This window comes from Streptomyces sp. NPDC093111 (assembly GCF_040683955.1).
Lineage (GTDB): Bacteria > Actinomycetota > Actinomycetes > Streptomycetales > Streptomycetaceae > Streptomyces.
In genome coordinates this window covers 23,058-36,965 of sequence record NZ_JBFBNW010000040.1, presented here as the reverse complement: position 1 = coordinate 36,965, position 13,908 = coordinate 23,058, and the positions used below count along the sequence as shown (strand labels likewise).

Sequence of the window (13,908 nt, the reverse complement as noted above, 5' to 3'; positions counted from 1 at the left end):
GTTTTTCGGGGGCCCCCGGGGGGGGGGGCCCCGCGGGGGGCCCCGCCCCACGATCCCCCTCCGCCCGGTTCCTGTCCCGGCCGAGATCGCCTGCTCACCCGTTCGGGCAGGCGCTTGAGGTGAACGGGGGGAGTGCGAGGGGGCGCGTTCGCTCCTGAGCTTTTCCCGGTGATCACCGTCGACCTACCGTCGGACCATGGGGAGCGGGGACCTGGCGGAGCTGGTGCGGATCGAGGATCCGGCCGGCCGGCCGTGTGGCACCGGATTCCTCGCCGACCACCAGGGCACGGTGCTCACCGGCCACGAGGTGGTCGAGGGCCGCACCGCCCTCCTGCTGCGCACCCCCGACGGCCGCACCCTCCGGGTCGGCCCCGCCGACCTCACCCTGCTGCCCGACAGCGGGCTCGCCCTCGTCCGCGCCGAAGGACTGACCGCCCGCCCGCTGCCCCTGGCCGCCCGCCGGGGCATCGAGCCCGGCACGTACGTACGGATCCCCGCGCACGGCTGGCGCGAGGCGCGCGTCCTCGGCGGCACCGCGGGCCCCGCCCTGGAACTGGCCATCGGCACCGAGGGCGCCGAAGCGCTGCAGGCCGGCGGCCCCGCCGTCGGAGGCCCCGTCCTCGACCCCGCCACCGGAGCCGTCCTCGCCGTCCTCGGCACCGCCCGGCACGGCGACCGGCGCGCCGCCGGCCACGCCCTGCCGATCCCCTGCCCGCCGCACGCGGCCCCCCTGACACCCGCCTCGGCCGCCACGGGCTCCTCCGGGCCGCCGCCGGCCCCGCCGCTCCCGCCCGCCGGGCCGCTCGCCGCGCTGCTGCTGCGCAACGCCGCCACCGTCCCCGCCTACGGCCGCGACCTCAACCTGGCCGGGGTCCTGGAGCTGACCGCCACCACCACCGGCGCCCGCGAGGAGCTCCCCGTCGCACGGGTCCGGGACGACGGCGAATCCCTCGTCCTCGCCGTCGTCGGCGTGCCCGGCACCGGCCGCAGCACCGCCCTCGCGGGCCTCGCCGCCCGGCGCGCCCGGGGCCCGGCCCCGGCGCCCACCGTCTGGCTGCGCGGCGCCGACCTGCGCTCCGACGACCGCTCCGTGGCCGAAGCGATCGGCCGGGCCCTGCACCGCGCCGGGCGGGTCGCCGCCGCCTCCGGCACCCCGGGCGACCCCGCGAGCGCCACCCCCGAGCAGGCCGCCGCCCTCGCCCGCGCCGCCCACCGGCCGCTCCTGGTGCTCCTCGACGGCCCCGAGGAGATGCCCCCGGCGCTCGCCCACCGCCTGGCCGCCTGGACCGCCGCCACCGAGCAGTGGCTCGCCGCCCACGGGGCCCGGCTGGTGACCGCCTGCCGCCCGGAACACTGGGAGCAGGCCGGGCCGCTGTACGTCACGGAGCCGAGGACCGTCGCCCTCGGTGGGCTCACCGAGGCCGCGGCCCGCGAGGCCCGGCGCCACCACGCCGTCCCCGACGACGCGATCGCCGAGGAGGACGCCCGCCACCCGCTGGCCCTGCGGCTGCTCGGCGAGATCCGCGCCGCCACCCGCGGCGAGGCCGCCGGCCGCCCCGGCCGGGACGAGGTCTTCGCGGCCCACCTCGCCCTGATGTGCCTGCGGGTCGCGGTGCGGATCGCCGCCGGCACCCGGCCCGTCGTGCGCGGGACGGACGTGCGGCGGCTCGCCGCCCGGGTCAGCGGCCAGGTCCACGAGGCCGCCCGCCGCTGCCTCGGCCCCGGGCAGGGGGAGCTGGACCGGGAGTCCTTCGAGGAGCTCTTCCCCTGGCCCACCGGCTGGGCCTCCGCCGTCCTCACCGAGGCCCTGCTGGTCCCCGCGGGCGCCGGCTACCGCTTCGCCCACGAGGAGCTCGCCGACTGGCTCCAGGGCGCCCACCTCGACATCGACCGCGCCCTCGACACCCTGATCCGCCGGCCGGTCCCGCACCACGGCTTCCCGGTGCCCCGCCACCGCATCGGCCCGGTCCTCCAGGCCCTCCACCACCTCCACGAGGACGAGGGCCCGGAGGCCCTGTCGGCCCGGCTCGGCACGCTGGCGGACGCCCTCGCGGACTTCGCCGACGCGGGAGCCGACGAGAGAGCCGACGCGAGTGCCGACGCGGGAGCGGCCGGGCGGGCCCCGGCACACCTCCCGGTGCCGGGCCCGAGCGGGGCCGCCGAAGGGGTCTGGTGGGCCTCGCGGCTGCTCGCCGGAGCCCTGGACGGGATCCGCGACCTCAGGCCGTACCTGCCCCTCCTGCGCCGCCTCGCCGACCACGTCGGGGCGCGGCCCGGCGCCCCCGACGGCTTCCCCGGCTTCGGGGCCCGCTTCTGGGCGGTGCTGCGGCTGCCCGAGGGGGAGCGGCTGGACCTGCTGCGGCGGCTGGTGCCCGCGGACCCGGCCCCCGGGCCGGACACCCCGCCGCGCTTCCTCGACGCCGTCGCCGGGCTGCTCGCGGCCGACCCGCGGGGCGTGCAGCCGCTGCTGTGCCGCTGGTTCGGCGACGAACGGCCGCTGGCCGCCGCCCCCGGGGCCACCGTCGGCACCGCCGCGCAGGCGGTGCTGCACACCCACCGCGGGCTCGCCGTCGACGACCTGTGCGAGGCCCTGGTCACCACCGCCCACCCGCTCGCCGACGGGCTGCTCGGCGCGCTCGCCGAGGACGAGCCGGCCGCGCTCTGCCGGGCCGTCGACCGCTGGGCCCACGACGACGGGCGCCCCGAACGGCGCACCGCCGCCGCGGTGTACGGGCGGCTCGTCGCCCCCCACCTCACCGGCGACGCCGAGCGGGCCACGCTGCGCTTCGCGGCCCTCGCCCTGCTCGCCCGGCCCGCCGACCGCGCCCTGCACGGGCCCGCGCTCGCCCTGCTCGTCCGCGACCCGGACTCCCGCGCCCGGCACCTGCCGCGCGCCCTCGCCGAACCGGCCGTGCCCGTCGACGCGCTCGGCGCCGCCCTCACCACCCACCCCGACGCCGTCCTCGACGCCCTCCGCGGCCGGCTGCACGGCCACGAACCCGCGGCCGTGCTGCGGCTGCTCGCCACGGTCCCCACCCCCCGTCTCGCCCGCCGCGCCGCCGAGCTCGTCGCCGAGTACGCCGAGCGGCACCCGGAGGGCGCCGCCCTGGTCGCGGCCTTCGTCGACACCCGGCTCGAAGAGGGGCCGACGGCCCGCTGCGTGCTCCATCCGCTGGTCGTCCGGCTGCTCACCGGACCCCAGCCGGCCGTCCGCGCCGCCCTCGCCCCCGTCCTCGCCGCACCCGGCACCGGCGCCTCCCGCTTCCTGCGCGCCGAGCTCCGCGAGGTCCTGTGCGCCGGGCCGCGCGCCGTAACGAAGGTCACCTCACCCATGCCGATGCCGACGTGGCCGCATGCTCATGGCAGTCTTAGACCTGCGCCAACAGGCGTACACGCGGACTTGGGTACAGGCGGACGAGGAGCGGTCACAGTGCAGCGCTGGCGTGGCTTGGAGGACATCCCCCAGGACTGGGGGCGCAGCGTCGTCACCATCGGCTCCTACGACGGGGTGCACCGCGGGCACCAGCTGATCATCGGGCGTGCCGTGGAGCGCGCCCGCGAGCTCGGCATCCCCTCGGTCGTCGTCACCTTCGACCCCCACCCCTCCGAGGTGGTGCGCCCCGGCAGCCACCCGCCGCTGCTCGCCCCGCACCACCGGCGCGCCGAGCTGATGGCGGAGCTGGGCGTGGACGCGCTGCTGATCCTGCCGTTCACGTCCGAGTTCTCCCAGCTGTCCCCGGCGGACTTCATCGTGAAGGTCCTGGTCGACAAGCTGCACGCCAAGCGCGTCATCGAGGGCCCGAACTTCCGCTTCGGCCACCGCGCCGCCGGCAACGTCGCCGTCCTGGCCGAGCTGGGCGCCACGTACGACTACGACGTCGAGGTCATCGACCTGCGCGTGACCGGCGCGGCGGGCGGCGGGGAGCCGTTCTCCTCGACGCTCACCCGGCGTCTGGTCGCCGAGGGCGACATGGCCGGCGCCGCCGAGATCCTGGGCCGCCCGCACCGGGTCGAGGGCATCGTCGTGCGCGGCGCCCAGCGAGGCCGCGAGCTGGGCTTCCCGACGGCCAACGTCGAGACCCTGCCGCACACCGCGATCCCGGCCGACGGCGTCTACGCGGGCTGGCTGACGGCCGACGGCGAGCGGATGCCCGCCGCGATCTCGGTGGGCACCAACCCGCAGTTCGACGGCACGGAGCGGACCGTCGAGGCGTACGCGATCGACCGCGTGGGCCTGGACCTGTACGGGCTGCACGTGGCCGTCGACTTCCTGGCGTACGTGCGCGGCATGCTCAAGTTCGACACCCTCGACGACCTGCTCGCGGCGATGGCCGACGACGTCAAGCGCAGCCGCGAGCTCACCGACGCGTACGACCGGGGCTGACGCCCTCCCGCCGTCGGCCGACGGGCGGGGCCACGGCCCGCGCACCGGGCCCCGGGGCCGGGACACCCGCCCCAGGGCCCACGGGCACCCGCGCTCAGCCCCCTACCGCCTCCCGTTCCGCCCAGTGGCAGGCCGCCGCCCGGTGCCCGCCGCCCGCGAGGAGCGGAAGGTCCTCGGTCCGGCAGCGGTCCGCCACCTCGGCGGCCCGGCCCGCGGCGAGCACCTGGCAGCGCACGTGGAAGCGGCAGCCGGACGGCACGCGGGCGGGGTCCGGGGGCTCGCCGGTCAGCACCACCGGCTCGCCGCCGGACTCCGGCAGCACCGACAACAGGGCCTGCGTGTACGGATGCTGAGGATCCGTCAGGACGGACTCGACCGGACCGGTCTCCACGATCCGGCCCAGGTACATCACCGCCACCCGGTCCGCGATGTTCCACGCGAGCCCCAGGTCGTGCGTCACGACCAGCGCCGACAGGCCCAGCTCGTCGCGCAGCCGCAGCAGCAGCGCCAGGATCTCGCCGCGCACCGACGCGTCCAGCGAGGCGACCGGCTCGTCCGCCACGATCAGCTCGGGCTCCAGGACCAGCGCGCCCGCGATGACCACCCGCTGCCGCTGCCCGCCGGACAGCTCGTGCGGATAGCGCAGCAGGAACCGCTCCGGCGGCCGCAGCCCCGCCCGGGACAGCGCCTCGCAGACCGCGGCCCGTTCGTCGCCCGGGTACCCGTGGATGCGCAGCCCCTCCGCCACCGCGTCGTACACCGTGTGCCGAGGGTTCAGCGAGCCGCTCGGGTCCTGGAGCACCAGCTGGGCCCGCTTGCGGTACGCCTTCAGCGCCTTCCCCGAGTACGCCAGCGGCGCCCCCGCGAACGCCACCTGGCCGCCGCTCGGGCGGACCAGGCCCAGCAGCGACCGGGCCAGCGTCGTCTTGCCGCACCCCGACTCGCCGACCAGGGCCACGATCTCGCCCGCGCCGATGTCGAGGTCCACCCCGTCCACCGCCCGGGCGGCCGGACCGCCCCGCCGCCCGGGGAAGACGACCCGCAGCCCGCGCGCCGACAGCAGCGGCCCGGGCCCCCCGTCCGGCGCGCCCGCGCCCGTACCCCGGTCCGTGCCCGTACCCGTACCCGTGCTCAAGTGGTGCTCCCCACGTGTACGCAGGCCGCCCGGCGCCCCGCGCCCGCGTCCCGCAGTTCCTGGTCCCGCTCCGCGCAGAGGTCCACCGCCACCGGGCAGCGGGGGTGGAAGGTGCAGCCGCCCGGCAGCGCCGACGGGTCCGGCGGGTCGCCCGGCAGTCCGCGCGGGGCGCGCCGGGAGGCCGGGTCGCCGATCCGCGGGAAGGCCCCGGACAGCGCCCGCCCGTAGGGGTGCGCGGCGGCCTCGTACACGGCCTTCGCCGGGCCCTCCTCGACGACCCGCCCCGCGTACATCACCGCGAGCCGGTCGCAGGTGTCGGCGAGCACGGCCAGATCGTGGCTGATCATCAGCAGACCGATGTCCTGCTCGGCGACCAGCCGCTCGATCAGGCGCAGGATCTGCGCCTGGATCATCACGTCGAGCGCGGTCGTCGGCTCGTCGGCCACGATCAGCCGCGGATCGCAGGCCAGCGCCATCGCGATCATCACGCGCTGCCGCTGCCCGCCGGACAGCTCGTGCGGATAGGCCGCCGCCCGCGCGGCCGGCAGCCCCACGTGCTCCAGCAGCTCACCGGCCCGGCGGCGGGCCGCCGCCGGGGTGGACCGGCCGTGCACGAGCAGCGGCTCGGCGATCTGGTCGCCGATCCGCCGGACCGCGTTCAGCGAGTGCATGGCGCCCTGGAAGACGATCGACGCGCCCGCCCAGCGCACCGCGCGCAGCCGCCCCCACTTCATGGTGAGGACGTCCTCGCCGTCGAGCAGGATCTCCCCGGTCATCCGCGCCGAGGCGGGCAGCAGCCGCAGCAGCGCGAGCGCCATCGTCGACTTCCCGCAGCCGGACTCGCCGGCCACGCCCAGCTTGCTCCCGGCGGGCAGGCTCAGGTCGACCCCGCGCACGGCGGGGACGGCCGCCGCCCCCGACCCGTACGTCACGCTCAGGTTCCGTACCTCCAACAGGGTCATCGACCCACCCCCAGCTTCGGGTTGAGCACGGCCTCCACGGCCCGCCCGCACAGCGTGAACGCGAGCGCGACCAGCGCGATGGCGATCCCGGGCGGGGCCAGGTACCACCAGTGGCCGGACGAGACGGCGCCCGCCTCGCGCGCGTCCTGGAGCATCCCGCCCCAGGAGACGACGGTGGGGTCGCCGAGCCCGAGGAAGGCCAGGGTCGCCTCGGTGAGGATGGCCGTCGAGATGCCGAGCGTGGTCTGGGCGAGGACCAGCGGCATGACGTTCGGCAGCACGTGCCGGGTCATGACGTGCCCGTGCCCGCCGCCGAGCGCGGTCGCCCGTTCGATGTACGGGCGGGACTCCACCGCGATCGTCTGCGCCCGCACCAGCCGGGCCGTCGTCGGCCAGCTGGTCACGCCGATCGCGAGGACCACCGTCCACATCGACCGGGACATCACGGTCGCCAGGACGATCGCGAGGACCAGTGTCGGCATCACCAGGAACCAGTCGGTGATCCGCATGACGACGGTGGAGAACCAGCCTCCGTAGTGCCCGGCGATGATCCCGACGAGGGTGCCGATGGCGACGGACAGGGTCGCCGCGAGCAGCCCGACGAGCAGCGAGATCCGCGCCCCCCACACCAGCAGGCCAAGCAGTGAGCGCCCGAACTGGTCGGTGCCCAGGGGGAATTCGGCACTCGGCGGCTCCAGGGCCGTGCCCGGTGCGTTCGTCACCGACTGCACGTCGGCACCGACGGTCAGCGGCGCGGTCAGCGCGAGCAGCGCGATCAGGGCGAGCCCCAGCAGGCCGTACAGGCCGGCCCGGTGGGTGCGGTAGGAACTCCAGAAGCGGACGACGGTGCCGCGCCGGCGTTCCCAGGTCAGAGAGGTCATCGGCCCACCCGGGGGTCGAGCAGCGGATAGAGCAGGTCGGCGATCAGGTTCATCACGATCATCGCGCCGGCGAAGACCACGAACAGGCCCTGCACCAGCGGCAGATCGGGCACGCTCAGGCCCTGGTAGAACAGCCCGCCGAGCCCCGGCCAGGAGAACACCGTCTCCACCAGGATCGAACCGGCGATCACGTGCCCGAGGTTGATGAAGACCATCGTCACCGTCGGCAGCAGCGCGTTCGGCACGGCGTGCCGGCGCCGTACGACGTCGTCGCGCAGCCCCTTCGCCCGCGCGGTGGTCAGGTAGTCGCCGCCCATCTCGTCCAGGAGCGAGGAGCGCATCACCAGCAGGGTCTGCGCGTAGCCCACGGCGACCAGGGTCAGCACCGGGAGCACCATGTGGTGGGCCACGTCGAGCGCGTACCCGAAGCCGGTCTCGCCGGTGCCGGACTCCATGCCGCCGGTCGGGAAGAGCCCCGGGATCGGGCCCATGCCCACCGAGAACACGATGATCAGCAGCAGCCCGAGCCAGAACGACGGCACCGACCACAGGGTCAGCGCCACCCCGGTGTTCAGCCGGTCGCCGAGGCTGCCGTGGCGCCAGGCCGAGCGGGTGCCGAGCCACAGCCCGAGCGCCGAGTAGAGCACCACGGCCGTGCCGGTGAGCAGCAGGGTCGCGGGCAGCTTCTGGGCGATGAGCTCGCCGACCGGGGCGCGGAACTGGAAGGACGTGCCGAGGTCGCCGCTCAGCGCCTTGGCGCAGTAGTCGGCGAACTGCTGCCACAGCGGCTGGTCGAGGCCGAACTGGTGCCGCAGCGTGGCCAGTTGCTCGGCCGAGGTCGGCAGCCCGTGGGTCATCGCCTTGACCGGGTCGCCGGGGATGATCCGGAAGAGGAAGAAGCTGGTGACGAGCACGGCGAGGAGGGAGACGGCCGCGCCGGCCACCTTCCCCGCCGCGTGGCGCAGATACGCGAGGGCGGTGGCGGACCGTGGTGCGCCGCCCTCCGTGGCACGGACCGGTTCGGTCCGTGCCACGGAGGCGGGAGTGCTTGCGCTCGTCACCGGCTACTCGCGGTCGTCGGAGGTGGAGCGGCGGCGCATGCCCAGGAAGAGCCCGATGCCGAGGAGCACCACCACGGCGGCGCCGATCCCGACGATCACCCCGGTGGAGGAGGAGCCGGAGGTCTCGTCGGAGGCCTGGGCGGCGGGCACGGCCGACCACCAGCTCCAGTAGCCGTCCTGGCCCCAGAGGTTGCCGGCCGCCTCGGGCATCGTCGTGATGGAGCTGATCTGGTCGGTGCGGTACGCCTCCAGGGCGTTCGGGTACGCGAGGACGTTCATGTACCCGGTGTCGTACAGCCGCGCCTGCATCTGCTTGACCAGACCGGACCGCTTGGCGGCGTCGTACTCGACGGCCTGCTGCGCGTACAGCGCGTCGAAGCGCGGGTCGCAGATGAAGTTGTCGGTGGCGCCGGAGTCCTTCGGGGTCGCGGGCAGCGCGCCGCAGGTGTGGATCGACAGGACGTAGTCCGGGTCGGGGTTGACCGACCAGCCGTCGAAGGCGAGGTCGTAGTCGCCCTTGACCCACGGGTCGGAGACGCTGTCGAGGCACTCGACCTTCAGGCCGATGCCCAGCTTGCCCCACCACTCCTGGAGGTACTTGCCGACCGCCTTGTCGTTCGGGTCGGTGGCGTGGCACAGGATGCGCAGGTCGAGCGGCTTGCCGTCCTTGCCGACCCGCTTCCCGTCGCCGTCCTTGCGGTATCCGGCGGCGTCGAGGACCTGCTCGGCCCTGGCGGGGTCGTAGCCGCGCTTCTGCTCGGCGGAGGGCTGCCAGAAGTACGAGCCGAAGCGCGGCGGGATGTAGCCCTCGCCCTCGACGGCGTGGCCCTGGAAGACCTTGTCGACGAGGGTGGCGCGGTCCACCGCGAGGAAGAGCGCCTTGCGCACCTCCGGGTCGAGCAGCGCCTTGTTCCCGTTGCCGAAGGTCCTGCCGTCCTTGGCGCGGGCGCCCGGGTTGGTGGCCAGCGCGAAGAAGCGGCGGCCGGGGGCGTCGTTGACCTTGATGTCCTTCTGGGTCTTCAGCGCCGCGGCCTGGGCGGGCGTCAGGTTCGGTACGAAGGACACCTCGCCCTTCTGGAGGGCGGCGACGGCCGCGTCCCCGTCCTTGTAGTACTTGAAGACCAGCTCGTCGAACTTGGGCGCCCCGCGCCAGAAGTCCTTGTTGGGCTTCAGCTTGATGTACTGGTCGACCTTGTAGTCGGTGATGACGAAGGGGCCGTTGCCGACGATCGGGAACTGCCGGTCGTTGTTGAACTTGGAGAAGTCCGCGACCTTCTCCCACACGTGCTTGGGCACGATCGGCACGTCCAGCGCCGTCATCGTCGCCTGCGGCTGCTTCAGCTCGATGACGAGGGTCTGCGGGTCCGGCGCGCTGACCGTCTTGAAGTTGGCCGTGAAGCTGCCGTTGGCCGTCGCCGCGTTCGGGTCGGTCATCATCTTCCGGAAGGTCCACGCCGCGTCCTCGGCGGTGGCCCGCTGCCCGTCGGACCACTTCGAGTCCTTGCGGATCGTGTAGGTCCAGGTGAGCTTGTCCGGCGAGGACTTCCACGCGGTCGCCAGGCCCGGGACGGTGTGCGCGTCCTTCGGGTCGTAGTTGGTCAGGTACTCGTAGGCCAGCCGGTGGATGCTGGTGGAGACCAGCTTCTGGGCCAGGAAGGGCGACAGGGAGTCGACGCTCTGCGAGACGGCGACGGTGAGCGTGGTGCCGGAGCCCGCCTTGCCGTCCTCGGCCCGCGCGGCCTGCGCCGTCTGCGGGACGGCCACGAGCGAGGCGGCGGCGACCCCGCCGGCGACGAGGAGGCGGAGTGCTCTGCGGGTGGGTGCCGGACGGGGTGGAGCCTTCGTGACCATGACCATGGGACGTGACCTCGCGTCGGGATGCGTGCGTCGGGGGAAGTGCCGTGGATCTTGGGCTGACGATGGATGAAGCGAAGGTGTATCAGCGGTGGTCTGCCGTCGTCAACGATGTCTCAAACCCCGTGTGGGCTGCGGGAATGCCAGAAGACCCCGTACCGGAACACCGGTACGGGGTCTCATTGGTCTACTCCTGTGACGCCTTACTGCTGAGGGGCTGGCGGAGCCTGCGGAGGCTGCTGCTGCGGCCAGTTGGGCGGCGGGACCTGCCCCTGCGGCTCGGCCTGCGGCGGGAGCGGCTGCGCCGGCGGCTGCTGCCAGCCCTGCGGCACGGCGGGCTGACCGGGCTGTGCCGCGTACGCCTGTCCGGGTGCGGGCGGTCCTCCGTACGGCTGACCCGGCTGACCCTGCTGCGGGTAGGGCTGGCCCGGGTACGGCTGGCCCGGAGCGGGCTGCCCCTGCTGCGGGTACGGCTGCTGCGGCGGGTACGGCTGACCGGGCACGGGCTGCCCGGGCATCGGCTGACCGGGTGCGGGCAGGCCCGGCACCGGCTGCCCGGGCGGCATCGGGTGGCCCGGCATCGGCGGGGCCATGTGCGGCGGCAGCCCGCCCTGGCCGTCGCCGGCCCACAGCCCCTGCGCCTGCTGGGCCCGGACGAAGTCCTCGGCCACCATCGCCGAGAGGTGGAAGTACGCCTCGCGGGTCTTCGGCCGCATCATGTCGAGGTCGACCTCGGCGCCGGCCGCCAGGTGCTCGTCGAAGGGCACCACGACCACCCCGCGGCAGCGCGTCTGGAAGTGCTGCACGATGTCCTCGACCTTGATCATCTTGCCGGTCTCGCGGACCCCCGAGATGACCGTGATCGAACGCTGCACCAGCTCCGCGTACCCGTGCGCGGACAGCCAGTCGAGCGTCGTGGAGGCGCTGGAGGCGCCGTCCACGGACGGCGTGGAGATGATGATCAGCTGATCGGCCAGGTCGAGCACCCCGCGCATCGCGCTGTACAGCAGACCGGTGCCGGAGTCGGTCAGGATGATCGGGTACTGCTTGCCCAGGACGTCGATCGCCCGCCGGTAGTCCTCGTCGTTGAAGGTCGTCGAGACGGCCGGGTCCACGTCGTTGGCGAGGATCTCCAGACCGGACGGCGCCTGCGAGGTGAAGCGGCGGATGTCCATGTACGAGTGGAGGTACGGGATCGCCTGCACCAGGTCGCGGATGGTCGCCCCGGTCTCGCGGCGCACCCGGCGCCCGAGCGTGCCGGCGTCCGGGTTGGCGTCGATCGCCAGGATCTTGTCCTGCCGCTCGGTGGCCAGGGTCGCGCCCAGCGCGGTGGTGGTCGTCGTCTTGCCGACGCCGCCCTTGAGCGAGATGACCGCGATCCGGTAGCAGGAGAGCACCGGCGTCCGGATCAGCTCCAGCTTCCGCTGCCGCTCCGCCTCCTCCTTCTTGCCGCCCAGCTTGAACCGGGCCGAGGCGCCGGGATTGCGGCTGGACTTGGCCTTCTGCTTGTTGTTGCGCAGCAGCCGGTCGGAGGAGAGCTCGACGGCCGCGTTGTACCCGAGCGGGGCACCCGGCACGGACCGCTCGCGCTGGTCGTGCGTCACGGGCGTGGGCCACGCGCCCCCGGTCCGGGGGTCGACCGGCGCGGCCGGCACGACGTAGTCGGGCGGCAGGCTCCCCGGCTGCGGGGCCTGCGGCGGCACGGGCGCGGGCGGACCGTCCTGCGGCTGCGGGAACCCGTAGCCCGCCTGCGGCGGCTGGGCCTGCCCGGGGAACGGCTGCGGCTGCCCCGGCTGCGGGAACCCGTACCCACCCTGCGCCGGCTGAGGCGCCTGCGGCGGTACGGGGGCGGGCTGGGGCTGCGCCTGCGGCTGACCGGGCTGGGGGAAGCCGTAGCCACCCTGCGGGGGCTGCGCGTCCTGCCCGGGGTGCGGCTGGGGCTGGCCGGGGTGCGGGAAGCCGTAGCCGCCCTGCGGGGGCTGCTGGTCCTGCCCGGGCTGGGGCTGCGCCTGCGGCTGGCCCGGCTGGGGGAAGCCGTACCCACCCTGCGGGGGCTGCTGGTCCTGCCCCGGGTACGGCTGCGGCCGGCCCGGCTGCGGGAAGCCGTACCCACCCTGCGGGGCCTGCGGCTGCTCGCCGACCGGCGGCTGCGGGAAGCCGTACCCGCTCTGCGGGGGCGCCGGGACCGGCGGTGCCGGCCAGGACGCGGCGGCGGGCAGCGGCGTGGCGGGCGGCTGTTCGGCCGGGGCCGTCTGCGCGGGCCACTGCGGCGCGGGCGCGGGTGTCGCGGGCTGGAAGGAGGGCGGCAGCGGCGGCAGCCCGGTGCTCTGCGGCGGTACGGGGACCACGCCGGGCGCGGGCTGGGCGGGCGGCAGCCCGGGGCCGGGCACGCCGTCCTGCGGCTCGGCGGGCGCGGGCGCGACGGGCGGCAGGGTGTCGGCGACGGGCGCGGGCGCGACGGGCGGCAGGGCGTCGGCGGCGGGCGCGGGCTGGGCGGGCGGCGGCGCGAGGGCGAAGCCTTCGGCCGGTGTGGCGTCCCGCGCGACGGCCGGGGCGGGCTCGGCGGCGTCCTGGACCGGCGGCACGGCCTCGGCGGCGACGGGCTCCTGGGCCTCGGCCTCGCGCTCCGGCGCGTCCTCGGTCTCCGGGGCGGCGGTCGCCTGGTCCTCGGCCTCGGCCGTGGGCGTCTCGTCGGCGCCGTCCCGCGCCGCCTCGGCGTCCGCCGTGACGGGCTCGACGCCCGGGGCGGCCTCGGCGACCGGCTCCGCGGGCTCCGCGTCCACCGCGGGCTCCGGCGCTGACGCCGCCGTGGTGGCCTCGGGCGCCCCGTTCGTGTCCAGGGACGTGGCGGGGGCGGGGGCGGAGACGGGAGGAAGGGTGGGCGCGGCGACCGGGGGCTCGGCCGGGGCCGGCTGGTCCGCGGCCTGGTCGCGCTCCGCCATCTCGCGCTTCAGCGCGGCGGGGGAGAAGCGCATGGTCGCCCCGCTCTCCACATCACCACCGCCGAACGGCGCGGACGCGACGGGAGCCACGGGCGCGGGCACGACCGGGGCGGGAGCGACCGGCGCCACGGGAACGGGCATCGGAGCCGGAGCCGGGGCCGGAACGGGAGCCGGGTTCGCCATGGGGGCCGGAGCGGGCGCGGGGGCCGGAATCGGCGCGGCGGGCGGGGGCGTCGGTGTCCAGGTCGGCTCGAAGCCGCCGGCCGCCGGGAGTCCGGGCACCGCGACCGGCGCACCGGTCGGCGGGGGAGGAGTGGGCGCGCCACCGGTCGAACCACCCGACGCGTTCTGGGTGTACCAGGCCGGAGGGGTGTAGTCGATCGTGAACTCACCCGTCATCTCGGCGGCGTCCGCGTCGGACTGATCGTCGACGGGCGGGTTCCAACCCCCGTTGATCTCGTCCCGATCGCCGTTCACTTTGCCTCCTGGTGTGGTCGCGCACCCTTGTGCCGTCGTGGGCGGGCCCTTCCCACCCTAAACGCCAACCGTGCCCGTCGGGCAGGGCCGACGGCCCCGCGCCGCGCCCCGCGCGGAACACGCCCGGGCCCCAAGTGACCCACGCGTACCGGAGTGTGAAACCCCCGGTGAATCAAACCCATGGAAATGGGGACAGCTTGGGCCGTTTCGCC

7 protein-coding genes and 1 pseudogene are annotated in these 13,908 nt (G+C 75.5%); 2 read left to right on the top strand and 6 right to left on the bottom strand.

Features of this window, described 5'->3' with window-relative positions:
* Positions 1 to 196: 196 nt before the first annotated feature.
* A pseudogene (locus AB0Q96_RS38620) lies at positions 197 to 640 on the top strand (trypsin-like peptidase domain-containing protein); the annotation flags it as partial.
* A gap of 2,790 nt (positions 641 to 3,430) precedes the next feature.
* The gene (locus AB0Q96_RS38615; RefSeq protein WP_365333974.1) at positions 3,431 to 4,384 is read left to right on the top strand and encodes a bifunctional riboflavin kinase/FAD synthetase; all 954 of its coding nucleotides are present in this window, start codon (positions 3,431 to 3,433) and stop codon (positions 4,382 to 4,384) included.
* A 94-nt stretch (positions 4,385 to 4,478) separates the two neighbouring features.
* On the opposite strand, the gene AB0Q96_RS38610 is transcribed toward AB0Q96_RS38615, so the two are convergent.
* The 6 genes from AB0Q96_RS38610 to AB0Q96_RS38585 all read right to left on the bottom strand — a co-directional run bounded on the left by AB0Q96_RS38610 (position 4,479) and on the right by AB0Q96_RS38585 (position 13,696).
* Positions 4,479 to 5,447, bottom strand: coding sequence for an ABC transporter ATP-binding protein (locus AB0Q96_RS38610; RefSeq protein WP_365333972.1), 969 nt, complete (start codon positions 5,445 to 5,447; stop codon positions 4,479 to 4,481).
* A 68-nt stretch (positions 5,448 to 5,515) separates the two neighbouring features.
* Positions 5,516 to 6,481 (bottom strand): ABC transporter ATP-binding protein, encoded by a 966-nt coding sequence (locus AB0Q96_RS38605; RefSeq protein WP_365333966.1) that lies wholly within the window; start codon positions 6,479 to 6,481, stop codon positions 5,516 to 5,518.
* The gene (locus AB0Q96_RS38600) at positions 6,478 to 7,362 is read right to left on the bottom strand and encodes an ABC transporter permease (RefSeq protein WP_365333964.1); all 885 of its coding nucleotides are present in this window, start codon (positions 7,360 to 7,362) and stop codon (positions 6,478 to 6,480) included. The genes AB0Q96_RS38605 and AB0Q96_RS38600 overlap by 4 nt, the downstream gene beginning before the upstream one ends.
* Complete coding sequence (locus AB0Q96_RS38595; protein ID WP_365333962.1) at positions 7,359 to 8,396, bottom strand: ABC transporter permease; 1,038 nt, start codon at positions 8,394 to 8,396, stop codon at positions 7,359 to 7,361. Before AB0Q96_RS38595 ends, AB0Q96_RS38600 begins: the two co-directional genes overlap by 4 nt.
* Before the next feature lie 30 nt (positions 8,397 to 8,426).
* A complete protein-coding gene (locus AB0Q96_RS38590) occupies positions 8,427 to 10,274 on the bottom strand; it encodes an ABC transporter substrate-binding protein (protein WP_365333970.1) in 1,848 nt (615 codons plus the stop codon).
* Positions 10,275 to 10,480: 206 nt separating this feature from the next.
* A complete protein-coding gene (locus AB0Q96_RS38585) occupies positions 10,481 to 13,696 on the bottom strand; it encodes an SCO5717 family growth-regulating ATPase (RefSeq protein ID WP_365333960.1) in 3,216 nt (1,071 codons plus the stop codon).
* Positions 13,697 to 13,908 lie beyond the last annotated feature (212 nt).